Below are 24,274 nucleotides of genomic sequence, written 5' to 3'. Positions count from 1 at the left end.
GTATCATCTTTGATGATTCGTTTCTTGTAGAAAATTATACGAGTACCTTTTTCGCCTTTCCGAACAGACCCACCTAATGCCTTGGCTTGTTTGAATGTCAGCCATTGCTGACTACCGTAACAAACCCCCGCCATGCCAAGTATCAGTTGGTTGATGCCGGAATACGGTTTCTTGCTGACTCGGCTAATGATCCCACCAGCGCAAGTCCAATCCTTAACCCAAGGAATCCGACCTTTCTCCATCTCTGCCAGAATTCGGTTAGTCACATCCTCATGGATATCAATTTGAGTAGCCAAGAACACCTCCAAATGAAATGGGAAACAGAGCGGCGAATGCCGCTGCTGAGGCCTCTGGCCGACTGACGAAGTCCGGGGTGGGCAAGCGCAAGCCTTGGGGTGTCCCCAGTCTGCACAAGCGACGAAGGAGCGCGGAAGATAGGGGAGACGGCTTGCACGCGCCAGGGGCAGCGCCCCTAAGCAACCAGACAACAGGGACACTTTTCCACTGTGGCCACGATGGCCACTCTTTATCCGTATCCAGTGAGTGTCTTGTCGGGAGCTACCTGGTCGAGCTGTTTTCGACCAAGTAGCGAGGGGGAAGGGAGCCAGGCGAAGCCTAGCTCACGCGGGGGACGGCGAATCCGCCGTTGGGCGCATCAACACAACACGACCTGCAGCGCAGGGCGACATACTTCTGTAGCGCACCGGCAGGTGCAAGAGGGTGAGGGATCAGAGGCTCAGGGTGGATCCACCCTGGTGCCGCAGGCACTGAAGCCGATAGGCGGAATCCCGGCAGAGCCCGACGGCAACGCCGGCACCCCAGTCACATGTATCATTCCAAGCAGAAGCCTTCGTCAGGAAAGCACGTCACTTACTTTACGGCTATTAGCTTTTAGAGAGTCGTCTTATAGTTTCTTCATTTGGCTTTATTTGGTTCTGAACAATATCCGCAGTACGTGCATTGTACGTAGTAGTCTTGGCTCTCGTCATTCCTCCAGCATTGGTAGATGCTACATAGGATTTGTGCAGCTTTTCAAGTTGCTTTCGTCCCCGCAGAGCAGACGACGCGGCAATCCTTATTTGTTCGAGTGTAATGATATCCATTGTGCATCCTGTAGTATTTGTAGCTAGTTAACTGATACCTGACTCTGAATAGAAGAGGTCCATCGCAGAGCGGATATCCTTAGTCCAGTTATTTGTTGGAGTTGTTTTTCTATCAAGGCCTGCTCGTTTAAACGCGTTATCTACTGCGTTGTCTAGTTGCTGTAGATAATCCAGTTCAGCATCTGAGTAAGGCCTGTTGTTCGTATCAAAATCTGGATGCCCCATGTCGCAACGGTCGGATGACGAAATTGTATAGTCAAGAGCCATGACTCGGTATTCCTGTTAATAGCGAAGCGTAAGAGCGGCGAATGCCGCTGCTTAGGCCTCTGGCCGACTGACGAAGTCCGGGGTGGGCAAGTGCAAGGCTAGGGGAGTCCCCTGTCTGCACAAGCGACGAAGGAGCGCGGAAGATAGGGGAGACGGCTTGCACGCGCCAGGGGCAGCGCCCCTAAGCAACCAGACAACAGGGACACTTTTCCACTGTGGCCACGATGGCCACTCTTTATCCGTATCCAGTGAGTGTCTTGTCGGGAGCTACCTGGTCGAGCTGTTTTCGACCAAGTAGCGAGGGGGAAGGGAGCCAGGCGAAGCCTAGCTCACGCGGGGGACGGCGAATCCGCCGTTGGGCGCATCAACACAACACGACCTGCAGCGCAGAGCGACATACTTCTGTAGATACGCGACAACTAGCGAAATTGATAAAGGGAGCCACCTTTAGATGGCTCCCGGCCTTCTAGCTATCGCTAGCCGCCTCGTCTTCCTTTGGTGGAAAGAGGACCATCTCTCCGGAGACAGGAGTTGCGAAAAGAACAATTCCGATACCGTCGCCTTTTGAATGTTTCCAGGCTGCACCGATCTGTCGATTCGGGGCGCTCTCGCTCTTTCCAGCTTTCGTGAAAACGTAGAAATCGGGTTTCTTGTTGTTAGCCATGAGTCATCTTTCCTGTGTTAGTTGGTTGTGTTGAGTACGAGACTCGCGTTTACAAACGACCGAAGTAAGAAGGTGAACCGAAAGGCTGCGGTAGCGAAATGAGCGGGCCGGAGATCGTTCAATCACCGATTACGCTTTGCGTAATCCACTCATATCTGACGATTGACTACACGGGAGCGGCCACCGCATTTACCCGGCCTTTTGGGAGCCTGCTTCGGGCGATAGTTCAGCGTACATGTTGAGTGAATACACCCGACGACAAGGAAATAATCATGGTTATGAAGTAGCCCGAGCCAACGATCGCATGTATGACCTGCTGAGCTTGATCTCCTAATCAGCCCTGATGAATGGCTAGCGATTAGCAAAACGACAAAAACGGGAGAACTCTTACCCTAACGGCTTGGCAGATTGGCTATACGTATCGTAAAAGAAGCTAAAGGCGACGATGAAGACATCGTGAGACACAAAAACGATTGCGCGCTTCTCCTACTGGTCTGTAGCGCACCGGCAGGTGCAAGAGGGTGAGGGATCAGAGGGGCAGGGTGGATCCACCCTGGTGCCGCAGGCACTGAAGCCGATAGGCGGAATCCCGGCAGAGCCCGACGGCGCAGCCGGCACCCAAGTAGTTTGCACTTTTTGGTCAAACAACTGGATATATTCGTGACTCGATAGCACCATTTTTCATAAACAACAAACATTTCAGTCCTAATCAATGTTCTGATAAAGTTGATCCATCATCCACACTAGGCTGCTTTTCGTTGGCTCATCTTCTAGCCGCCAACCCTCGCCTATACACTTTCTAAAGATATTGGAATACCAAAATGACTACGATGAAACCGAAATACATTGCCATAGCGATAGCTTCTTGTTTAATTGCGTCGTGTAGCAGTGATACAGAAGAAACCTCCACCACTGAAGAATCAGACTCAACGTTCCTGGAAGGTCGTTTTATAGACAGCCCCGTCTCCGGTTTGGATTATGCGACAGCTACAAATACAGGCACTACTGATGTTAACGGGTCTTTCAGCTATACAGCTGGAGAAACTATCCAATTCAGAATTGGTGAGTTGTTTTTTCCAACTGTAATGACGAGCGATATAATCACTCCAATTGAAATGGCTGTTGGTGGTACCTATTCGGAAGCGCTAGGAACCAATGTAGCGAGACTGTTGCAATCTTTAGATGAAGACGCGGATACATCTAACGGCATTCAAATTCCTGTTGAAGCGGCATTGGTTGCATCGGCAGTAAACTTTGACGTACCTATAGAAGAATTCGCAGCAAACCCAGATGTCATCAACCTTGTGGCAAATTCAGGTTCTGATTCAACATCGCTAATACCTGCCGATACCGCTACTGCCCACTTACTAGCAACCTTAGCAGATTTAACCAATGAAACAACTGAAGATACAGGTGAAGGCATAGCCGGTTATTGGGGGGCTGCTGAAGCAGGAGACTACATACAGATCGAACAAAACGGCGCGATTACCTTTTACGATTTCCAAGAACTTGATAGTTGCTATGTTGTTCGAACAGGCACCGTCACACAAGTGGAAGGGGCTCTGTATAACGTGGAGACAGACGATGGTATTAGTCAGCAAGTAGTCATCACTAGAAATGGGGATATGCTGAATATACTTTTAGTAGGCAGCCTGGTTCTGACGACTGATAGTGGCCCAGCCGAACTCTCTATTTGCAGTTAGGGCATCCAAGATCAGATAGCGAGAGATAAATTAGATGCAAGCTATGCTGGAAATGGCGTCCATCACTTTGTTAGGACTGTCTATCCTGTTTGTTTGGATGCCTACCAAACAAGCGTGGCTTGTACCATATGCGTGCTTTCTCATATGCGCTATTGCAAGTGGATGGGTACAGCCGATAGGGCTTCTATCTCTCTGCGTTTTCGGTTTGATCATACGACTGTCAGCTCTTGGCCTTCAAAAGTGGAAAGCCTACGCGGTGAACACGTTAGTTGTGATCACCGCGCTAGTTGCGGCTTCACATCTGGCACCGGGCTTTACTACTTTGAGCCTGTTCGAAAACGCTCAGTTGTCGGAGAATACAAGCTGGACAGCATTGAGATTCACCGCAGACAAACCTTCTTTTGGGCTATTCCTATTAGTCGCTAAGAGAGATTTCTTGTGCAGCTCCTTGCGTGAATTTGGACGCGCATTGAACGCCACAATTGTTGTCATCTTAGCTGGTTGTGCGTGCATCTACTTGCTCAGTTTGATGATCCATTTCATGACATTCGACATTAGCCTCTCATGGCTTGTCGCAATCTGGTTTATCCGCAACTTGGTTTTTACCGTAGTAGCAGAGGAAGTCTTCTTTCGAGGGTTCGTACAACCTACAATCGAAGGGAGCTTGAGAACACGCCACAAAGCGATCATAGCGCTGCTTATGACATCTCTTCTATTTGGAGTCGTTCACCTGTACGGGGGGTGGCAATACGGTCTATTGGCCACCGCAGCAGGCATATTGTACGGGTACGCTTTCATGAACTCGCGAAAGCTTGAGATGGCAATGCTAGCCCACGTTGCACTGAATACAGGACACATGTTTTTTTTCAGCTACCCGTAAGCAGCCTCTATAGATCAAAAGTTTGCTCTTACGCCTATCAGTATTCGCTGTGGCCAGACTGGCAAATCGTCAGCTATGGAACTGGATACATCTTCTTTTGCGGTAGCATCGAAAACGTTTTGAACATCAAGTGTAAGGGTAGGGGCGTTCTCGAGAGCGTGGTATCTAAATGATATATTGGCAATCGTATAGTCGCCTATCTCATCTCTGCTGTCACCGAGCTCTCGACTACGACCATAGACTCCGAATAAGGAAAAATTGCTCTCCCATCGCGAAGGAGAACGATATGTTGCTTCCAGAGATGGGAGCCATGAAGGTGCGCGCTCGCTGTCAGAGTTTGAGTTGAACTTGTGTTGAAATGCGAGGCCAGCTTTTAGGCTCAATTGAGGGTTCGGACCCCAATCGATAGTCAGCTCAAAACCGGAACCTTCGTCATTTTTGTCGAGATTCGCAAACGAACTACCATTTGGTGATTCTTCGTCGGGAACGGCTTTAATTCCAGCCGACTGACGATAGACGAATGTATTGATTAGAAGTTTTGTAGAGGGTGAGAAACGATGGTCTATTGCTACCTCGAACATTCGCATTTTCGATGCAGTCAAATCATTGTTTCCGAGCGGAGTGAAGATACCGTTGCTCGTTTGTTGTATGACTGTAGGTAAAATACTGGACTCACCATAGAGAAATGTAAGATTCGTGTACTGAGCGAGCGCATACTCGAGCCCGATCCGTGGGTTAGTCACAGTCCCATACCGTTCGTCATTGTCAATGCGAAGACCAGCGTCTAGCTTCAGATCACCGGTCAGCAAGAACTGATCTCTAATCAGTATATGACTACCGAAATTATCGTAATCCTTGTCGAACAACGCGTCGTTGTCGGTAAATTCCTGGGTTGAACCGACCGGTACTGGCAGAGGACTACCATTCTGTATAAAGTAATTTCGTCGATCGAAATCATTAGTTGCGGTTCCATAGCGCAGACCTATGCCGACTTCGACAGAGTGGCGGTTGATTGCAAAACGTCTAATTGCATTGGCGGTAATCTCCTGCCCGGTTTGACCATACGATTGAGAGACGCCTTCAGGGAATAGTCCACCCAATGTGCCTGGCGGGAAGAACATAGTATCTTCGTATGTCGCCACCTCGTAGTTGTAGGCAACCTGAGCGTCCAACGATCCATTGTCGAGTTGACGTGAGTACCGTAGATTCGTTGCAGAACGAGTCAAGTTCTCTTGTCCGGACGGATCTATCGCCTGCGCAATGCCTATGCCTAGACCCGCTTGCCTGTCAGAAAAATATTGATTGAACGACCACCTCTCGCCTAATTCAAATGTGAGTCTTACATCGGTGAGTCGCCTATCGAAATATCCTCTTGAAGGTGCAAGGGAAGCCGAATCACCCAGAGCTAGATCCAGCTCTGTCTGCCTGTCACTGGTTATTGAATCTCGGCTTCCGTCGGTATTTGAGTGATAGAAAAATAGTGAATATCCACCATTTACTAGTTCTGTCGATTTCCGAACCCATGCCTCGCTCGTACCTAACGTGCCTCCGCGCGTACTAACTGTTGTCTCGTTTTCCTGGGGAGTGAACGTTACAATATTGACAGTTCCAACGATGGCTGCTGGCCCATAGATCGCGAAATGACTGCCTTTCAAGACTTCCAGACGCTCTATGTCTGCAACGGGCAGGGCATAGAGATCAGGCAGTGTCCGCTCGATTTCGATTCCGTTGTGAAGAACTATCCAGTTTTCTTGCACTCCTCGCACATACTTGTCTGCTCGATACCCAGAATCGTTGCGAGAGATGTGTACGCCGACTACGCGCTCAAGAAGTTCGCCCAAATTCAACGCCCCGGAAATTGCAATTTGCTCATGTGTCATAGCAACCACGGTTCTTGGTGCGAATCTGATTCGTTTATCGTATCCTTCAGTAAACTCAATGATGTCTTCAGCTATGAGGCTGTCTAGGTCGTTAGCGACGGATGCGCTGGAATAGAAAAATGAAAGTATCAGCAACAAGAATTGAGGTCGCTCCCAAATCGAGCGCAGCCAAGGGAATGGAATGAGAAATATCCTCGTGCAAAAATCTGCTAGCACACTCTTTACGGATGTGTGCAGCAATCTTGAATCCCATTTCCAAATCACTCTAGTCGATGAAGCAGAAATGAGCGCGGCATTGAGAGATGTCAAGCAACGAATATCAGGTATCGTCATTTTTGATGTATCCGAAAATTCACAACGGCTTTGCGAGATCGCGAGAAACGAACGTTTCTCGAATCCGGCAATTCCAATCGCCATTGCTGCCAATGAATCTCGCACATTTCTACTACCCTTTGGGAGCAAAAGGTTCGACACTACGAACCTGAGCGAACTTCGTGTCTACCTGCAAAATGATATAACCATTAGCACTTTGGTCGTAGAAGACGATGAGGCCATTCGGGAAGTGACCGACATGTCTCTCGCAAAATACATGAGCGTTCAGACCGCGGCCGACGGGATTCATGCCATTGAACAAATAAATAACAACAAATATGATCTGATTGTTCTGGATATAATGATTCCAGGCAAAAGTGGTGCAGAAGTATTCCAGCACCTGAAAGAAAATATGCCAGATGCAGCCGTGGTAGTAGTGACTGCTTACGATTCTGACTCCAAGGAATTTGATTTCATCTTTGGTGGTGCTACTGCGTACATCAAAAAACCGTACGAAAGCAATCGTAAATTTAGACAGCAGTGTATGGACGCTTTGCTCAAGAAATGGTCTACCGACCAAAGCGCGAAACTTGTTGAAACACGAAATATCTCCCATAGTGCGAACGAGGATTTCAGAAACCGCATGAGCCGATATGTGTAAGGGATAACTGATTGGCCGCATATTTTTTACATCAATCATATTTTGTTAGTCCTCCTCATCTTGAAAAAGCGTTCCCTCACGAATTGATACTGTGAATTGTGTGAATTCTCCTACGCGTGTCGCGACACTGATTTCTCCATGGAGTTGATCTACCCAAAAACGTGTTAGTGACAAACCAATCCCCATGCCTCTTGGGCCAACATGGGACTGTGAGGAACCACTGAAGTGGCTATCAAATATCTTTTCTATTTCATCTGCGGCAATTCCAGTTCCCGTATCATGCACAACGAGTGACAACTGACCGTCGATAACCTCTGTTGTTATTGTCACGGCTCCACGTTTACAGGCTTTATGGGCATTACTTATCATGCCGTCAATGATGTATTTGATGAGCCTTGGTGACGTTATGAAACGTGATCTGCCTATATGATTATAGACAAGGTCATTCTCTGAAGATGAACATAGATGAGCAGATACAAAGATGGATTCTTTGACGAGCGATTCTACGTCTATATTCTCCAACTCCAAAGACTTAAAGTTGTCCGTTGCCGCAGAATATTGTAGAAGCGTTCGTATTTCGTCAGATAACAGCAGAGACGACAGTTTGGATTTCTCTAGAAAATAGAGAACGGTGCTCTTCTCAAAATCCCCAGTCTCGCCCCCATCCTCCAACTCTTCTATAGCAAGGTTGATATAGCCTAGATTCGCGGTCAACGGTGTTTTGAGATCGTGTGAGAGATTCATGATAAGTGATCGGCGAACCGCTTCAATCTCACGGTTCCTCTCTAGTGAAGATGCAAGTTCAAGGGTCCGCTCTCGGACCCGACCTTCTACGTCGTCACGATACATACCCATACGCCTAATGAGCGCATTGATGCCGTCTTGGGCATTAACGAACTCAACGCTATCGGGCAAAACGTCTATGGGGATCAGTTCAGAATGCTCAGGTTGCAATTTACCTATCTCACTGTTCATTAGTCGAATGGACTTGGTAGACCTAAACGCCATTGAGGAGGTGAGCATCCAGATAAAAATAGAGCCAACAAATATCGCACCAATAATCAAGTTATAGGCTCTATCCGCCTGCAGATTCAATGGCGTTCTATTAACGGCTATGTGAAAGTACCCTATAACTTCATCTGAACCAGAACGATCCCTGACGACAATACTATCGATCAAATGAGAAGAATCATTGACGCTGAAGATTGATTTATGGTTGGCATACTCATCGGTATCAGGTTTCCAATTAGTCTCACCTAGAATGGTGAGGCGCCGACCTTCTTCGTCAAGTATCTCAAACACCTCTATCCACGGCAGTTTAGCAATGCCAGCTACGTAGGTTTCAGTTGTTGATTCATCACGCACCAGAAGAGCATATCGAGCATCTTCCTTGATGAATTCACCAAGACTAGACAAGTATGCTGATGTAATTCCGTCAACAAGAGTTGGCCGCGCAAAAGCAAGAACAGCGATAACAAATATGAGGTTAGTGAGAGTAATGAGTAACACTCCTCTCAGTATCTTACTTGCAAATGTCCGGCGTGTTTGACGCTTCATCGGAGCACCAGGTCTGTGTGCTTCAGACGGTCCAAGTCACCGGGCATCCGAATATTGATGTGGTTAATCGTACGCTCATTGAAAACACGCTTGAGAACACGAAGATCGACAAATTGCATATCGTTGCCAGATAAAGGCACAGTTTTCTGTGCAACTTCCGCCATCGCATAAAGTTGCCGGCCATAGCTGCGTAGATCCGGAACGAAGCCTATAGAAACACCGCGACGTGCATACTTAGGTATTACCGAAACGACGAGTATGTTCCTAGCCCATGAGCTTTCTATCAGATGCCTGAAAGAGCCAGACGACTCTAAGAAACCATCATCCATTATCAATACCGCATCTGAAACTGGATTCAGCTTCTTCAATAAATCAAACCATGCGCGCGCGGTTGAACGCTCGTCTACAGCTTCTATAACATCTAGGCCAATATTCTCAAACTTCGCATCAGCAAACCTGCTTCTAATTTGATCCGTAGCGGCCCGACTGGTTGTAACGGTGGCCAAGCGTTTAAGGGAGAATCCTGTTTTTTGGATTTCCCTCACAATCACTGATATAGCAGGATCAAGCGAAAGCGTAGGTACCTGCGGCCGGGCATCTATAGCCCCGTAAAAACCTCCGGCAACTGCTTGAAGAGAACGCGACATCTCGGATATTTTTCCGATCATCTCCTCTCCTAGAATGATGACTGAGTTGCTTCCTGCATCGGCTTCGGCCAAGTGTGCTGGAATTTCAGAGCTTAGTATCAGCTTAGCACCTGGATCCTCTTCCATGATCCCAGCCTCAATGGCTGCAATGGCTGCTGAGTCCGCATACTCAGGAGTAGTGATGATGAACGTATCAGCAACAGCGTTATTCGTGTAATGAATCAGCAGTATGCATACGATGCCAAGGCAAAAGTTTCTCGCATACATCGAACGTTCTATTCGATTCTGTGTTCATTTGAGAGAAGCCCTATCAATGTCTGCTTCTCACCGAGACGCTTCATTCGCTTGTGGAAAGTTACCTTAGGGATGCCTGCGGCGGCACTAGCGGAGTCGACAAGTAGGCTTCGACCGCGAAGTTTCTGCATGACTCTTTGTTCGGCCTCTCCAAATACATCATCTATAGATAAACGCTCATATTGTGAGATCAAATTTGTAAAAGAATCTTCAGCTGTTTCAAGCTCCGGTCCTAGGCTAAGTAGGGATGATAGGAATTCATGTCTATCGAACTTAGAAATTCTAAGTGCTTCCTCAACCTGGCCATGAGAATACTGCATCGGTGAAACTCCGACATTGGATCGGTAAGCAGAACACCAATAAGCGAGGAGTTGTACGTCGATTGTTTTAGATTCTAGTGTTGGAATGTTTATAGGTGAGATTAAATCTGAGTCATCTGGCTCCCAAGCACTTGTGTTGGCCACGATAGCGATTACAGGCTTTTGAACAATCGCATCATTGAGCATAGTGGAATTCATCAAGTCATTCATCTCACGGTTGCTATCGCACCGGGGAGTGGTAAGACAAATGCGATCCGTTGGAAGGCTGGATAGATTTAAATCAGGAACTCTAACATTGAATGTATAAGGTCTAATGACACTAGGAAGCATGTCGAACAGAAAGCTTTGCAGGTCCCGCTGCATTTCCAGTGAGTCGACGCGAACAACGCACGACTGCAGTTCGACTACTGACAGAATGAGTTTTGTTATAGCTGCACGAAAGTCAGCATCGACAGATAGCATCGAGGGAAAAAACTCACTGCCATTCGCGTAGGCCACATCCTGCAGGAGTAGAAGACTCTTCATATGCCATATGAGTTGTTCTGCATCCGGCTTGATAAGCCGGACAGACATGCGGGTCTTAAGAAACTGGAGCTGTACACTTTCGAGTGCCTGGTCTTCATCAAGGCAAAATATATATGCAGTATCTGGCGGAAGTTGGCAATCATCGGTCATCAGGTGATAAGGAACCTCCTCAAAGATGACCAGGTGAGCTCTCGCACCGCTGTACTTCTTCTCATGAATGAGGCCTGCGTAACTGCGTTGAAGGGACTCGAAAACAGCATCCTTGTGGCCAACAAAAATGATCACCGGCAAAAGGAACTGAGCAACCGACTCTGAAAATGCTTCGATCGAACTTATGAGCTGATGCGAGCCGATCAGAACATCTGAATCTTCGACATTCATGCGACTGCTACTGTCTCGGCGGATACGGGTTCTTTTTTCACGTTAACCTGTTGATATATATGATGATAAACAGACATCACTGAGCGATTCTTAGTCGCAACCGCAACCGGAAATGTGGTGTAAATAGCTACACTACTGTAGCCTGCATTACATCTATCAAAAATGATAGAATCGTATGCATCATTTTTGATACACTTCATATTGCGAAATCGGTCGAGTCTTTTATTTGACTTTGAACTTGACATTCGCATGAAAGTGGCGGCTTACGTGGAAACGGCAGTATGCACCAACTAGTAGATGAGCGATTGCGAAGTTCTAGGGGTGTTGTTTACCTTAGTGTCTTGGCGTGCCTGTCACTCTGGCTGTGCGTGTTAGCTGTACGAAGCTCATTGGTGAGCTTCTTCGATATCAATATCGAACAGGATAGCTCATTTACAGCCTTCTTAAGCTCGTCTCTAGACGCGTTCCGCTGGTCGCCAGTGGCACTTTCCGCCGACCCTATGGCACTCATGCAAGCTTGGGGGCTCGGCGTCCTGACGGCCGCGGCAACCTTTGTGGCGGGTATCGGACTGCTCTCACTGACCCTAGACAGGCCAAAGGTGAAAGACGGACACGGCACTGCCAAATGGGCCACTCGTGAGGACTGTGTGGAAGCAGGTCTTCTCGACAATAACCCTACAGGCACATCATTGATCGTCGGTGGCTGGCTTGAACCCGATGCAAAGAAAGGAACTGTACCGGAATACTTAATCTATACGGGAGCCGTTTCTGTCCTTGCCTTCGCTCCGTCGGGCTCATCCAAGTCAGTATCACTCGCAATACCGAATCTGAATAGTTACGAAAGCTCTTCTTTCGTGGTCGACCTGAAAAAGGATTTGTGGAAGAACAGCGCAGGCTACAGGAAGTACGAATTAGGTCATCGCGTCATGTTTCATGACCCCTCTCAGATGGAGAAGGGAGGTGTTCGTTTCAATTCACTAGAAGAAATCGATATAGAGAAGAATACGGCTGTAAAGGAAGCTCAGATGCAGGCTGAGTACCTGATACCGAGCAGCCCAAAACAATCAGGAGAAGACAACAAGTCGCATTTCGAACAATCTGCTAGATCGCTACTAGTAGGGGTAATTCTATATGAGTTAACTATGGCGAACGAGAATGGTAGCCCTATCCCTTCCGTCAATTACCTTCTTTCACAGGTAACAAATCCGGAACTGCCTTTCAAGGAATACCTCCTTGAGATGACCAAGTTTCAGGTAGGGCCTGCTGTTGTATCTAAGGTAATTCGTGAAATAGCCACTGAGCAGGCGGCAAAAGAAGACAAGGAATTCAATGCTGTTCTGTCTTCCATGACAACACCACTGAGTAAATTCCGCGACCCTATCCTGGCAGCAGCAACCGAACGAAGTGATTTCAAAATACTTGACCTTGTTGATGAAGAGAACCCCACGGATCTATACCTGGTCCTCCGACCAAGCGACCGGGACAGGCTATCTAACTACATATCCATGTTCATCAACATCCTGTACAGAAAGCTTACTGAAGAAACAGGAGGCTACGGCAACATGCGTAGAGAACTACTTCTGATGCTTGACGAGTTTTCAAGCTTGCCTGCACTACCAGTGGTTCAACAGTCAATGGATGTGATGCGTGGTTATGGTCTCAAAGCATTGATTATTCTGCAAGACGTAGAATCTCTAAACAGACTCTATGGGCAGTACGAAACTTTCACGTCCAATACGACAGTAAAAATAGCCTACACCCCGAACAAGCCAAAAACTGCACAGTTGCTCTCGACCATGGTGGGTACAACCACTATCACAGAGCACACCAGAAGCTCATCCACGAAGACCATGGGGATAGTGCCGAACTCGAGCAACAAGAACGAAGGCATACATGGACGTCCTCTACTAACCCCTGACGAAATATCAAGAATGAAGGTTGCGACTGTAGATTCTGAACAGCGCTTAACCGAAGCAGGGGATGCGCTTATATTTATGACTGGAAAACCACCAATCAAAGGCGTTCAAACACCCTATTTTTTCAATGAGGAGCTTCTAAGAAGATCGAAGATACCGCCTCCTACAGTCTCAGATATCTGCAACAACACACGACAATCACCGGCAACGACTACAGGATCATCCAGCAATCAAAATCTAGGTGCGGGAAATGGATAAGGGTCGAGCTGAAAGCGTATCGCTGTTCATTGTCATGATCGTCTCAAATGCGGCGCTGATAGTCGCGTTACTAATGCTCTTCGGGGTCCGCGTGAACCTGACCCCTAGCTTTCCTATCGGGCTTTACAAAAAGCAAGTCGGCGGTTGGGACAAATTTGACCTAGTAATGTCCTGCATCCCAAATGAGTCAGCCAAGCTGGCAGTGGAGCGAGGGTATTTGGCGAATAGCACAAATTGCAACGGTCATACTCCGGTAATAAAGAGAGTCATGGCGGTAGAAGGCGACTATGTAGAGGTTAAGGACATGGTTTATGTCAACGGTACGCCTGTGAAAAACACAACACTAAGCAAGCTAGATTCTTCTGGTAGAAAACTAATTCCGGCAGTGGGGGAGTTGACTGATAGCAGGCATGTTTGGTTGCTATCAGACCATCTTCAAGCAAGCTTCGACTCTAGGTATTTCGGGTCAGTAGATCGCTCATTAGTCATGTTCAAAGTGGTGCCCATATGGACCTTCTGATGCGCAGCTTACTGTTGATGGTTTGCGGGACACTTTATGCGTTTGGACCGCCATGGTCACAGCTGTCTATCTTGCTTGTTTTTCCAATTTCCAGTGGTGTGGGACTCATCCATAGTGCTGCTCTGGCGTTCTGTTTCTACGCTATCGCATTGCTACCTGCGGGCCTGGCTGCTTTTGATTTTTCGCAAAGCCTTCAATGGTCGTTTGTATGTTGGCTGATACCGGCCACTATCAATTCAATCGTGATTGCAATTGGGTTGTCCGCTTCCCCAAAATGGCGCCCATGGACAACAATTTCATCAGTAGTAGCTCTGTCTATTCCGCCTTTTTCTACTGTAAGCATCGCTACTCCGATTGCGCTTGCTGGAATTCTATTTCCTGGTGCAGGCAACTTTGGTATTGCAGCTATGCTTCTACTGATCGGCGTATTCAGCTTGCTTGGATACGAGATCACACGAACAAGCAGAATCCAGTTCGCAGGTGTCGCCTTCCTATCACTCCTTTGCAATTCGTACGCTATTGCAAAGCCACCATCCCTAGAAAACGATGGAGTAATCGGTATTTCTACATACCGTGGCATGCCGTCCGACATGCAACACGAAGCATTCAGAATGGTTATGCGGCATGAAGAACTCGAACGAAGCGAGGCATTACTCGAACGAACAATCGTGTGGCCGGAATCTATCTATGGTGAATGGCAACAATCAGATGGGGAAATTCTATCTCACACATCAAAATCTATAATTGGTGGTTCTCGAGCTTGGGTTTCAGACATCAGCTATGTCAATGTCCTGGTATCCGGTACCAGCGGTGAGACCGTATACGCTCAAGCCTCTCCCTTGCCTCTTTCCTTTGGCAGAAAATCAAGGGCGGTAAGTGCTACACAGTTGCCAGAACGTGTGGAGCAGCCTATTGCAGCGCTAATCTGTTTCGAAATAGCCAATACATGGCTTGTCATCAACCGATTTTCATCCGCAGATCACGTAGTGGTATGGGCTGCAAATCTGGGCTGGTCAAAAAGTCCAAGCCTTAACAAACGACTGACACAGCAGGCTCATCTTTGGTCCGCTCTATACCGCAAAAACGTGGCTATAGCGGTAAATTATTCAGAAGTATCCAAATGATAAGTATCGCACTAATCAGCTCATGTTTAACACTGGGCGCTGACACCGGGCTAATCAGCGCGATAATGACAACGGAATCGTCTGGAAAAATTGAGGCACTAAACGTAAACAAATGGGAGGGCGATAGGGTTCGGCCGACCTCAGTTGAAAGTTCTATCGAGATAGCCACGCACTTTCTTGACAATGGCTATTCAGTGGATATCGGCTTGATGGGAATCAACTCATTCAATGTAATGCGCTTGGGGCACACTATAGAAAGTGCCTATGAACCATGTGTAAACATTGGTCTTGGAGAGACAATCCTTGTCGAGAACATTCAAACCGCAAAAGCAGCTGGATACACAGGTGATGATGCTCTCAAAGTCGCATTGAGCCTATACAACACCGGATCAATGAGCTACGGATTTACGAATGGTTACGTCGATAAGGTGTGGACGCGGTTTGTCGATCAAAAAAGTTATCAAGCAAGATACTCTGAACTAGATGTTCCATGGACGATCGAAGGTTCTTGGTCAGCACAAACCGACTCTGAAATGCAACAGTGGAACGAAAACAATGAATGATACGGCAATCCTTGAACGCCCCATATCTGATATTTCTGAATCCATCGAAGCTGAATATTCGGTCACAGAGCGTCGTACACATGAAAAACTGAAGCGAGAACTAGGCTTCCTGTGGGATCTTCTACAAGAAGACAATCTTCAGGAAATCCTGGTTAATCCTGACGGATCTGTGTTTGTGGATCGTGCGGGTTCAGATCGCGAAAGGGTGGGATCCTTCCCGCCAACAAGAGTCGAGTGCTTTCTATCAACAGTTGCATCCACAATGAATGAAGTTATAGATCACCGCCGACCTTACATAGACGGTGTACTCATCCTAGATGGAAGCCGCATCAGTGGTGAAATTCCTCCCACAGTAAGCGCGCCAAGTATGCGTATAAGAAAACACGCTAAATTTGTTCAGCCCTTGGATGTATTTGTTTCTACCGGCGTTATGACGGACAAGCAATTTCAAATACTTCAGCAAGCAATTCTAGACCGTCGAAATATCGTCATTGTCGGAGGCACTGCTGCCGGCAAAACATTCTTGGCAAATTCTCTGTTACTAGAAATGGCAAAGCTGACCCCGGATGACAGGGTGCTGACCATCGAGGACACGAAGGAATTGAATGTCTCTAGTAAAGACAGCTTGAGCTGGGTAACGTCACCTGAAGTTGGCATGCAACTCATGTTGCGACGCGCTCTTAGAGCGACACCAAAACGAATCGTAGTTGGCGAGGTTCGGGGTGGAGAAGCGTACCAACTCCTAAAAATGTGGGGTACAGGTCACTCAGGGGGCTTGTGTACCATTCACTCTGACAAAGGCGCCTTGGACGGTCTGAAACGTCTTGAGCGTATGTGCGGTGAGAGTGATGAGGCAAGAGGCATGGGCCGCGATTGGATTCGTGAAACAGTTGCGGATGTAGTACATGTGTTGGTAAACATCACGAAAGCAGACGATGTTCGTACGATTCCGCGAATTGTCAAAGTCTCTGGCTTTGATGCATCCAGTGATGAATACGATTACGAATCAATTGAACGTTAATTCATACAGGCTATATACACATGAAAATATACAAGCTCATCTTATCCGCAAGCTTGATGCTCTTTGGCAGCAGCGCTTTCGCTGCTTCTACAGCAGCAACGCTGCCCTGGGATACAGCCATTGGCATTCTCAGCACATCAATAACAGGGCCTTGGGCCTATGGTGTGGCAATAGTTGCTCTGGCAACCGCATTCGGAACATTGGCATTCAACAATGACTTGAGCGGTGCCGGAAAGACGTTGGTTTTCCTGACAATCGCTATAGCAGGACTGGTGCTTGTGACTACGCTTGTCACTTCCTTGTTCGGAGGTGCAGCGTCCACATCGAGCATCACCACAATGCAGGCAATTGCGATTTTCATCCTGCTTTCCATTGCCTCGATTGCTGCGACATTGCAACGCTACATGTGGTCCAGAATGAGAAGCACAGCCAAGGATGCTACTCGCACTTCTGTACGCGGATCATCGGTTTCCGTTTAGTTACATCGCAACATAGTACAACACTGGAGTTATTCTCCTCCAGTGTTGTACCTGAATACGAGATTTGAAATATGGAAGATGAAACAACTTTGCGAGTAGCAGCGTGGCGACGTTCGTTAGTGCGCCACGCCACAGTGCTCGGCGCTGAAAGAGCACCCGCTTTGTTGGTTCTGTTGATGGGCCTAATGCTGATCCTTGGCGGCATTTCTATCATCACTACTATCTTGGGCATATTGATAATACTGGTCGGCCTAGGCGGCCTCCGAGAAGCCGCAAAGCATCATCCGCAAGCTACAGAGGTCTATCGACGATCACTACAGTACAAGAGTTTTTATCCAGCCAGACGAACGTACAAACCTACTCATCCTTACTCTTTAGCTGCAAAGAAAGGCAGGAGACCCGCATAGATGTCTAGCCCATTAACCAGTTGGCTGTTCAAAAGCGATCCAGATTCGGTTTCATATGTCGATCTGATGCAGTTCGCTCGCTACGCCGACTTTGAACGAGGCATCATCGAATGTAAAGATGGTGAACTGATGGTCGCGTGGAACTACACTGGCATTGATCATGAGTCATCATCCCCGACCGACCTGAACTGGCTGTCATATCGGCTGAATGAGCTCATGAAAACGCTCGGTCGCGGGTGGTCCAGTTGGACCGAGGCACTGAGACTAGAGACAAATACCTATCCACGACGCGAAGATTGTCATTTCCCTGATGAAGTCAGTCAAATGATAGACGAGGAGAGGAGAATAGCGGTACATGAACAAGAGGCCCATTTTGAAACTGTCGCTTTTGTAGTCTTGATGTACAAGCCACCGTCGAAGGCATCACAGAGAATTTACGACGCAATCATTGACAGTAGTGCCGAGACGAACAAGGAGTCTCTGGAAGAGAAACAACTCAAATATTTCATAAAGGCGGCGTCTCAATTTCAAGGTGGCCTGAGTTCATTTTTCCCCGTTACACAGCTCGTTCCGTACAAAGACGAGTTAGGCCACGAGTACTGTGATTTTGCGAGACTTCTACACTATTGTGCCACTGGCATCATGCGTCCTGTTCGAATACCGGACAGAAACATTGAACTGGATTGCTTGATATGCGGACAGGACTTTGACCCATCTTTCAATCCACAAGTAGGTGATCAGCACATCAGTATCGTCAGTGTTGAGGGCATTCAGGCGCATACCACACCTGCCATGCTTGCTGTGTTCGATTCACGCCCAATGAGGTATCGCTGGAGCACACGCTTCATCTATATGGATAGAGTTGAAGCAGTCGAATCACTGACGAAATACCATCGTAAGTGGAGCCAACAAGTACGATCTACCAAAGACCAACTGACAGAGAACCCCAATCCTCGCATAAACCTAGATGCCGCAAATATGGTGGCTGATGCAGCGTTGGCGCAAGCTGAAGTAAGCAGCGGAGACGTAAACCAAGGCTTATACACGTCTGTATTTGTAATCTACTCTGACACATTGGAAGAAGCTGAGGAATCAGCTGAGTATTTCAAGAACTTCCTGAACGCGCACGGATTTGGCGGTCGGATAGAGAGAATGAACGCTACTGAAGCGTTCCTTGGCTCAATACCAGGGAATACCGGTGCGAATGTCGCGAAGACACAAATCTCGACCGCCAACCTAGCAGACCTACTTCCTGTTGCATCTACGTGGCCAGGCGAAGAGTTTTGCTCTTGCAACAAATACCCGAAATATTCTCCACCGCTCATTCAATGTGAAACTCCCAATAGCACTCCGTTCCGATTGAATCTTCATGTGAACGACTTGGGACATACGCTGGTAATTGGCGTGACTCGTTCAGGTAAATCTACTTTACTCGCGATCATGGCAGCGCAATTCCGCAAGTACAAAAACGCTAAAGTAGTCTCGTTTGACGTTGGAATGTCAATGTTCGCTATCTGCCAAGGCGTCGGTGGCAATCACTATGAAATAGGCTCTGATGGCGAAGAGAACAACAGGACGGTAACCCTCATGCCACTTCAGTTCATCGATACACCATCTGAACTTGCAAGAACCGTCAACTGGGTGGAGACTTGTATTGAACTTCAAGGACTGAACATCACACCGGGTAGACACAGAGCAATAGAAAAAGCGTTAAAGCTACTGCGAGACAGCAACTCAAGAACAATCACTGAATTCATATCGAACCTTCAAGACAAGGACCTGCGGGAGGCCATGGCCTACTACTCAATAGATGGGACTGCAGGACACATCTTGGACGGGGACAGAGACACTGCTGAATTAGACAACTTCACGGTGTTCGAGGTACAAGAGCTACTTGCACTTGGTGAGAAGATCCTGATTCCTACGCTGGAGTATCTATTTGAGCGTATCGAACGTTCACTAGACGGAAGTCCCACACTTCTCATATTGGATGAATGCTGGATGATGTTCGATCATCCGACTTTCCGCGAAAAGCTGCGGGCTTGGCTGAAAAAACTGGCGAAGCTGAATGTTGCAATAGTCATGGCCACACAATCTATTGTGGATGCCATGAAAAGTGGCATTGTGGAAACCATCATTGACAGCACTGCTACGAAAATATTACTGCCTCATCCCGATGTCGAATCAGACATCAACCGGCCGTTCTACCTGAACACTCTGGGCCTCAATAGAACAGAGATGAAACTACTTGCCACTGGTATCCCGCAAAAGCAGTATTACTACTCTTCCGCTAACGGCAAAAGAATGTTTGAGCTCAATCTTCGCCCGAAAACGCTTTCGTATGTTGCGCGCGGCTCTAGAGAGGATATAGCCATGATGAAAACTCTTATTAGCGAATACCCTGAAAATTGGAGAGAAAAATGGCTAGACCATTGCCTAGAAGGAAGCTGAACTTTAGCGTCCTGCTGCTCTCATTTCTTGCGCCTGCAGCTCATGCTGTTTGCGTCAGTCCACTTTTAACGCCCACGGAATGCGATTTCAAGAATGAAGATACACATCTTTGGCTGAACCAACCGGGATGGCGGATCAATGAAACTAAAAAGGTCAACAACCTTATAGCCTCAGCATCACAAACAATAGATCAATACCTGGCGACAGTAAAAACAACCGCTACCGGAACTATCGGCGGTGTCAACCTGCCGGCAATGATGGATGATATTGCTGTAAGCATCGGACAGACTGTTGCCAGAAGTACAGCCGGTACAGGCTTACTTCTGTTGAATGATCCATACAAACTGAAAAACATGTACCTGGATCTCAGCAGATGCTTGCCGTTTTGGGAAGTTGTGTATGACGAGACATGCCCTTCAGCCCTAGACCTCCCTTCAAGTGTTGTGAAGATCGCTGAAATGCGTGTATTAGCAGAGAAGATACGTGCTGTAAAGAACACACCAAACATGATTCTTGGTGAGGAGTGGGGCGCGATAGCAGAAGACCTGGAAGCAATTAAAGCCACCTTTGATTCAGCGAAGACACTTGGTCGTAACTTTGATACAGCAACGAAACTGGCCGAGTTTGAGAACCGCTTCTCCAGCTTTGATGAAATGCTTACAAAACCAAGACTGACCATCGCTCGATGGGAAGCAGAACGCTCAGAAGTCTCTGAGACATTGAACGACACCTTTCGTGACACGATGAAAAGCATGCACGAATTGAGTCAGACATCAGCACCTTCTACAACCGGGACACCGAGAACCAGCGATGCAGACGAAGTTGTTGCGATTTCAATCATGAGCAGAAACGCCGTGGGACGCATGCAATCTATGGAGATAGACAACATGAGCAAAAACCACACTGCGCAAATGTGGAATAAGCTGGTGGAACATGAAATCAACATGGGGAACATGATGGCTCTGGACTACGCGGACGAATTACAGGTTACGAACACAGGGCGTGTGGTGGATATACAGAGGCTCACTCCAGACCCATTGAGGCCCACAATCCTGGGCAACGAAGCAGGACTACCACGACCATGAATATTCCTATGAAATTCTTGTTCACCGGAGCTATCGCTGTTCCATTACTGCAGGCTTGCGGTGGTAGTTCTGGTAGCTCCACGGTTGATATTGGACCTAACAACGGCGACCTTTGTGAAAACAGTTACTACACGCAGCTACGCGGAGAATATACAGGCACAGCGTTCTACAGTGATCGAGATCGTCAATGCGAATGGGAACTGTCTATCACTGTTGCGCCATCATCACGTCTACTCGGATGTGAATTGAATGCCAGCATCAAGTCATCGGTAACACAACTCATTGTCTATGATCGCGACGATGAGAATGTATACCAGTGCACCGATACCGATGGCGTATACGATCTGAATGAACCGAACAGTAACCTATTACCTACCTCGCTTTATGAGTCTGTGGAATTCCCTGTGGACGTACAAATACTCGACAACCCGATAGGTCTGACGAGTGGGCCGTATTTTGGAGACACATCGATAGAAGTACCGTATGTAAACCTATTGGATGAAGGCGGTCTTATTCAGTTCCTCTCATTCGGGTCAGATGACACTGTCAACCTACGTGGCGGCAATCCTCCATTTTTTACTTTTGAAGGTACGCTGAGCAAGGAGCAACAATGAAATCTCTTATTACACTCTTCACTCTATCTCTGATAGCGCCAGTTGCATTTGCCGGTGACATTGCAACAGAGAGAACCCAGGCAGCGACGGGAGTTATCGTTGCCAAAATTCAGCAAATAAGCGACACCATCTCAACAGCTGAAGCGGCTATTCAGGACTACGAAAAGCTTGCCAACAACAAGATTGGCGAACTACTAGGTAACAACTTTAACCTCATACCTGGTGTCGGTGACGTGTTCACAATACTGCGCAATATTGAGGACGTAGTAAGAGAAGGGGAGGCCTTGGCGCACACCTACGCTGATCTCGACACCTTCATGCGGGATAGATTTGGTGGTTTCGATAAATATTATGACCTAGTCACAGCTGCAGGTGGAATAGATCGCGGTGATATGAATCAACGCTTCGAAGACTGGAGCACATCACACCTCGACACCATCAAAAATACATTGAAAGCTCATGGCCTCCATACCGCAGATGTTGCTACGTCTGAGGCTCGCCTTAGCACTTTGCAAAACCTGTCCAGAAGTGCCAGTGGACGAATGCAGGCACTACAAATTGGTCAGGAAATAGCGGTAGAGGAGATCAAGCAGATACATAGTCTCAAGGAGATCATCATGGAGCAAAGCAACTTGAATGCTAGCTATTTTGCAATGAAGCAATCCATGAAAGCAGAGAAGGAGGCTTTTGATAGCTGGATCAATCGCGACCTAGGCTTGCCAACCATTTTGGATAACGATGCAGCCCTTCCACGCCCGTGACAGAGGAATAGAGCAATGTTCACGAGAGTCATGAAACCAGGGTTTACGTTCCCACTTGCAGTATTGATCGTGTTGCTGCTACTGGCAACTGATGCTTCTGCACAAATGGCAGAAGACAACATTTTAGGAGGCGTCGTCGGTCAATTTGGCACTCAAATGCGGGCGTTCCAAACGAGCATCGGAAATTTGCTTAAAGGGACGTTTTGGGGCCTAGTTTTCATCGAGTTTGCATGGACACTGGTTCTCTCTGCACTTAACGATGAAGGTCTGAACGGGATAGTTCGAGAGATCATTGTCAGGATCGCGTTTGTTGGTTTCTTCTTCTGGCTTCTAGGGTATGGCCCAACGCTGGTAAAGCAGATATTCGATACGATGGTCCAGCTTGGATCAAGCGCAGGAGGGACTAACTTCAATGCTATGAGTCCCGATAAGGTAATAGATCTTGGGATCGACCTTATGAAACGCTCGGCCACAAACTGGTCTGTCTGGGAGATGGGCACTGGACTGGGTATTTTCACAGCAACTGTAATTACCTTTGTAGCGCTCGTTGTTGTAGCAGCAAACATGGCTTTGATCCTCGCTGAATTCTACATCGTCGGCTATGGCGGCATATTTCTTCTTGCACTCGGCGGTTCACGCTGGACTAGCGGGTACGCAGTTGCTTACATCAAGTACGTTCTGGCGACGTGCACAAAGATTTTTATCATGCTTGTTCTTGTTGGTGTTGGTTATACAGTCATGGTTGACTACACAGTTAATTCCGCCGATACAATGACCCAAGCATGGGCGCTATGCGCATTCGGGATCATACTAGCCATCCTTGCCTCGCGCGCACCTGACGCGGTAACAGGTTTGTTGAGCGGGGTAAACACCCAAGCAGCCATCACGGCCTCTAGAGCAATGAGCGCAGCAACTTCGGCGGCGCAGGGCGCTGCCACAGGCGGCGCTTCTGCAGCCGGTATGGGAGCTGCGGTCGGTGCTGCAGCATCATTAGGTTCTGCACAAAGCACAAAGTCTGGAATGGGTGGACTTGCCCAGGCAGCAGGCAACACCTTAGGCAACCTTGCATCTTCTGCTAAAGCCGACATGGCCGGCTCACTGATGGGCACGAAAAAACCTGGTGGTGTCTTCCCGGGTGGCAACTCCGGAACTATGGGTGGTCGCATGGCAGCAAACATGAACGCCCAAAAAGCCAGCATAAACAAGGATAAATCATAGTGAGCAATCTGCAGCAGGAACCTGGTAATGCCATGGGCATCGACTCTGAATATCCAGAAAATGATCAAAGAAGTGAATTGAAGGAAAACGACTCCTTGATTGATTCACTGACACGCGGCTACAACTCCAAAACATCGCAGTTGAATGCACGAATCGCCAAACAAACAACATCGAACGTTTTCCTCAGTTTAGCGGTTGTCGCTCTGACGACCGCAGTGGTCTATTTCGCAGCCTTCAACACTACAGACCCATATGTGCTTGAAGTCGACAAAAACGGCAATGTCACTTACGGCGGACCACTCACAAATACGATGGAACTAGGAGATAGGAACACTGCTCCGGAATTACAGGAATTCATTGAGCATTGGCGATGGGTTACGCCGGACAATATCATGCAAAAACGAAACATAACGCGATTGTATTGCATGGTTCCCGGAGGTTCAGCAACAGAGAAGAAGCTGAACGGGTATTTCACCAGTGGAGCAAATGACCCCTTTGTGAAAAACCAGACTAAATCTGTCGCAACTCGTATCAGGCAGGTTTCGAAATTGGATGGCAGTACGTGGCAAGTTGAATGGTACGAAACAACACGCAATCATGATGGGACATTGATTGACGCTGACGTTCTAATGAAAGCAACACTAATTGTGGAAAAAGATACAC

22 protein-coding genes are annotated in these 24,274 nt (G+C 47.6%); 16 read left to right on the top strand and 6 right to left on the bottom strand.

Annotation, left to right across the window (positions count from 1 at the left end; all coding sequences use genetic code 11):
* Nucleotides 1-296, bottom strand: a 296-nt coding sequence (locus ACSHWX_RS16305) for an ArdC-like ssDNA-binding domain-containing protein (protein ID WP_435669297.1), incomplete at its 3' end; no start/stop codon positions are given.
* A gap of 834 nt (nucleotides 297-1,130) precedes the next feature.
* Nucleotides 1,131-1,370 carry a hypothetical protein gene (locus ACSHWX_RS16300; protein ID WP_435669296.1) on the bottom strand — a complete coding sequence of 80 codons (240 nt, stop codon included), beginning with the start codon at nucleotides 1,368-1,370 and terminating at the stop codon, nucleotides 1,131-1,133.
* Nucleotides 1,371-2,855: 1,485 nt separating this feature from the next.
* Here ACSHWX_RS16300 and ACSHWX_RS16295 point away from each other — a divergent pair.
* Nucleotides 2,856-3,737, top strand: a complete 882-nt coding sequence (locus ACSHWX_RS16295) for a hypothetical protein (RefSeq protein ID WP_435669295.1) — start codon at nucleotides 2,856-2,858, stop codon at nucleotides 3,735-3,737.
* A 34-nt stretch (nucleotides 3,738-3,771) separates the two neighbouring features.
* Nucleotides 3,772-4,617: a CPBP family intramembrane glutamic endopeptidase gene (locus ACSHWX_RS16290; protein WP_435669294.1), complete on the top strand. Its 846-nt coding sequence runs from the start codon at nucleotides 3,772-3,774 to the stop codon at nucleotides 4,615-4,617.
* A gap of 14 nt (nucleotides 4,618-4,631) precedes the next feature.
* On the opposite strand, the gene ACSHWX_RS16285 is transcribed toward ACSHWX_RS16290, so the two are convergent.
* On the bottom strand, nucleotides 4,632-6,635 hold the full coding sequence (locus ACSHWX_RS16285) for a TonB-dependent receptor (protein WP_435669293.1): 2,004 nt from the start codon (nucleotides 6,633-6,635) through the stop codon (nucleotides 4,632-4,634).
* A 43-nt stretch (nucleotides 6,636-6,678) separates the two neighbouring features.
* Here ACSHWX_RS16285 and ACSHWX_RS16280 point away from each other — a divergent pair, with 43 nt between their 5' ends.
* The gene (locus ACSHWX_RS16280; protein WP_435669292.1) at nucleotides 6,679-7,470 is read left to right on the top strand and encodes a response regulator; all 792 of its coding nucleotides are present in this window, start codon (nucleotides 6,679-6,681) and stop codon (nucleotides 7,468-7,470) included.
* Nucleotides 7,471-7,515: 45 nt separating this feature from the next.
* Here ACSHWX_RS16280 and ACSHWX_RS16275 read toward each other — a convergent pair whose 3' ends face one another.
* Genes ACSHWX_RS16275 through ACSHWX_RS16265 form a run of 3 tightly spaced genes read right to left on the bottom strand, consistent with a single transcriptional unit; the run spans nucleotide 7,516 to nucleotide 11,194 of the window.
* Complete coding sequence (locus ACSHWX_RS16275) at nucleotides 7,516-9,027, bottom strand: sensor histidine kinase (protein WP_435669291.1); 1,512 nt, start codon at nucleotides 9,025-9,027, stop codon at nucleotides 7,516-7,518.
* The gene (locus tag ACSHWX_RS16270) at nucleotides 9,024-9,941 is read right to left on the bottom strand and encodes a hypothetical protein (protein ID WP_435669290.1); all 918 of its coding nucleotides are present in this window, start codon (nucleotides 9,939-9,941) and stop codon (nucleotides 9,024-9,026) included. The genes ACSHWX_RS16275 and ACSHWX_RS16270 overlap by 4 nt, the downstream gene beginning before the upstream one ends.
* Nucleotides 9,942-9,949: 8 nt before the next feature.
* Nucleotides 9,950-11,194: a hypothetical protein gene (locus ACSHWX_RS16265; RefSeq protein ID WP_435669289.1), complete on the bottom strand. Its 1,245-nt coding sequence runs from the start codon at nucleotides 11,192-11,194 to the stop codon at nucleotides 9,950-9,952.
* 392 nt (nucleotides 11,195-11,586) lie between these two features.
* On the opposite strand from ACSHWX_RS16265, the gene ACSHWX_RS16260 reads away from it, so the two are divergent.
* The 13 genes from ACSHWX_RS16260 to ACSHWX_RS16200 all read left to right on the top strand — a co-directional run.
* Nucleotides 11,587-13,368 carry a type IV secretory system conjugative DNA transfer family protein gene (locus tag ACSHWX_RS16260; protein WP_435669288.1) on the top strand — a complete coding sequence of 594 codons (1,782 nt, stop codon included), beginning with the start codon at nucleotides 11,587-11,589 and terminating at the stop codon, nucleotides 13,366-13,368.
* On the top strand, nucleotides 13,361-13,888 hold the full coding sequence (gene traF / locus ACSHWX_RS16255) for a conjugative transfer signal peptidase TraF (RefSeq protein WP_435669287.1): 528 nt from the start codon (nucleotides 13,361-13,363) through the stop codon (nucleotides 13,886-13,888). Before ACSHWX_RS16260 ends, traF begins: the two co-directional genes overlap by 8 nt.
* On the top strand, nucleotides 13,888-15,012 hold the full coding sequence (locus ACSHWX_RS16250) for a hypothetical protein (protein WP_435669286.1): 1,125 nt from the start codon (nucleotides 13,888-13,890) through the stop codon (nucleotides 15,010-15,012). Before traF ends, ACSHWX_RS16250 begins: the two co-directional genes overlap by 1 nt.
* A complete protein-coding gene (locus ACSHWX_RS16245) occupies nucleotides 15,009-15,575 on the top strand; it encodes a transglycosylase SLT domain-containing protein (RefSeq protein WP_435669285.1) in 567 nt (188 codons plus the stop codon). Before ACSHWX_RS16250 ends, ACSHWX_RS16245 begins: the two co-directional genes overlap by 4 nt.
* A complete protein-coding gene (locus ACSHWX_RS16240; RefSeq protein ID WP_435669284.1) occupies nucleotides 15,568-16,596 on the top strand; it encodes an ATPase, T2SS/T4P/T4SS family in 1,029 nt (342 codons plus the stop codon). Before ACSHWX_RS16245 ends, ACSHWX_RS16240 begins: the two co-directional genes overlap by 8 nt.
* Before the next feature lie 20 nt (nucleotides 16,597-16,616).
* Nucleotides 16,617-17,075, top strand: coding sequence for a hypothetical protein (locus ACSHWX_RS16235; RefSeq protein ID WP_435669283.1), 459 nt, complete (start codon nucleotides 16,617-16,619; stop codon nucleotides 17,073-17,075).
* Between the two features lie 71 nt (nucleotides 17,076-17,146).
* Nucleotides 17,147-17,482 (top strand): VirB3 family type IV secretion system protein, encoded by a 336-nt coding sequence (locus ACSHWX_RS16230; protein ID WP_435669282.1) that lies wholly within the window; start codon nucleotides 17,147-17,149, stop codon nucleotides 17,480-17,482.
* Nucleotides 17,483-19,933, top strand: a complete 2,451-nt coding sequence (locus ACSHWX_RS16225) for a hypothetical protein (protein ID WP_435669281.1) — start codon at nucleotides 17,483-17,485, stop codon at nucleotides 19,931-19,933.
* Complete coding sequence (locus ACSHWX_RS16220) at nucleotides 19,903-21,018, top strand: hypothetical protein (RefSeq protein ID WP_435669280.1); 1,116 nt, start codon at nucleotides 19,903-19,905, stop codon at nucleotides 21,016-21,018. Before ACSHWX_RS16225 ends, ACSHWX_RS16220 begins: the two co-directional genes overlap by 31 nt.
* Nucleotides 21,015-21,632 (top strand): hypothetical protein, encoded by a 618-nt coding sequence (locus ACSHWX_RS16215; protein ID WP_435669279.1) that lies wholly within the window; start codon nucleotides 21,015-21,017, stop codon nucleotides 21,630-21,632. Before ACSHWX_RS16220 ends, ACSHWX_RS16215 begins: the two co-directional genes overlap by 4 nt.
* On the top strand, nucleotides 21,629-22,393 hold the full coding sequence (gene trbJ, locus ACSHWX_RS16210) for a P-type conjugative transfer protein TrbJ (RefSeq protein ID WP_435669278.1): 765 nt from the start codon (nucleotides 21,629-21,631) through the stop codon (nucleotides 22,391-22,393). Before ACSHWX_RS16215 ends, trbJ begins: the two co-directional genes overlap by 4 nt.
* Before the next feature lie 15 nt (nucleotides 22,394-22,408).
* On the top strand, nucleotides 22,409-23,611 hold the full coding sequence (trbL, locus tag ACSHWX_RS16205; RefSeq protein WP_435669277.1) for a P-type conjugative transfer protein TrbL: 1,203 nt from the start codon (nucleotides 22,409-22,411) through the stop codon (nucleotides 23,609-23,611).
* The coding region (locus ACSHWX_RS16200; protein ID WP_435669276.1) for a VirB8/TrbF family protein at nucleotides 23,611-24,274 on the top strand (664 nt) is incomplete at its 3' end. The genes trbL and ACSHWX_RS16200, both read left to right, overlap by 1 nt.

The organism is Maritalea sp., from assembly GCF_051251695.1.
Classification (GTDB): Bacteria; Pseudomonadota; Alphaproteobacteria; order Rhizobiales; family Devosiaceae; genus Maritalea.
Note: the sequence above shows the minus strand (reverse complement) of the source record. Positions and strands in the feature narration are given on the sequence as shown.

Bases quoted from the DNA above. Each gene is read 5' to 3' on its own strand.
- ACSHWX_RS16300 (WP_435669296.1), bottom strand. From the start codon at position 1,370: ATGGCTCTTGACTATACAATTTCGTCATCCGACCGTTGCGACATGGGG.
- ACSHWX_RS16295 (WP_435669295.1), top strand. From the start codon at position 2,856: ATGACTACGATGAAACCGAAATACATTGCCATAGCGATAGCTTCTTGT.
- ACSHWX_RS16290 (WP_435669294.1), top strand. From the start codon at position 3,772: ATGCAAGCTATGCTGGAAATGGCGTCCATCACTTTGTTAGGACTGTCT.
- ACSHWX_RS16280 (WP_435669292.1), top strand. From the start codon at position 6,679: ATGAGAAATATCCTCGTGCAAAAATCTGCTAGCACACTCTTTACGGAT.
- ACSHWX_RS16275 (WP_435669291.1), bottom strand. From the start codon at position 9,027: ATGAAGCGTCAAACACGCCGGACATTTGCAAGTAAGATACTGAGAGGA.
- ACSHWX_RS16270 (WP_435669290.1), bottom strand. From the start codon at position 9,941: ATGTATGCGAGAAACTTTTGCCTTGGCATCGTATGCATACTGCTGATT.
- ACSHWX_RS16265 (WP_435669289.1), bottom strand. From the start codon at position 11,194: ATGAATGTCGAAGATTCAGATGTTCTGATCGGCTCGCATCAGCTCATA.
- traF (WP_435669287.1), top strand. From the start codon at position 13,361: ATGGATAAGGGTCGAGCTGAAAGCGTATCGCTGTTCATTGTCATGATC.
- ACSHWX_RS16250 (WP_435669286.1), top strand. From the start codon at position 13,888: ATGCGCAGCTTACTGTTGATGGTTTGCGGGACACTTTATGCGTTTGGA.
- ACSHWX_RS16245 (WP_435669285.1), top strand. From the start codon at position 15,009: ATGATAAGTATCGCACTAATCAGCTCATGTTTAACACTGGGCGCTGAC.
- ACSHWX_RS16240 (WP_435669284.1), top strand. From the start codon at position 15,568: ATGAATGATACGGCAATCCTTGAACGCCCCATATCTGATATTTCTGAA.
- ACSHWX_RS16235 (WP_435669283.1), top strand. From the start codon at position 16,617: ATGAAAATATACAAGCTCATCTTATCCGCAAGCTTGATGCTCTTTGGC.
- ACSHWX_RS16230 (WP_435669282.1), top strand. From the start codon at position 17,147: ATGGAAGATGAAACAACTTTGCGAGTAGCAGCGTGGCGACGTTCGTTA.
- ACSHWX_RS16225 (WP_435669281.1), top strand. From the start codon at position 17,483: ATGTCTAGCCCATTAACCAGTTGGCTGTTCAAAAGCGATCCAGATTCG.
- ACSHWX_RS16220 (WP_435669280.1), top strand. From the start codon at position 19,903: ATGGCTAGACCATTGCCTAGAAGGAAGCTGAACTTTAGCGTCCTGCTG.
- ACSHWX_RS16215 (WP_435669279.1), top strand. From the start codon at position 21,015: ATGAATATTCCTATGAAATTCTTGTTCACCGGAGCTATCGCTGTTCCA.
- trbJ (WP_435669278.1), top strand. From the start codon at position 21,629: ATGAAATCTCTTATTACACTCTTCACTCTATCTCTGATAGCGCCAGTT.
- trbL (WP_435669277.1), top strand. From the start codon at position 22,409: ATGTTCACGAGAGTCATGAAACCAGGGTTTACGTTCCCACTTGCAGTA.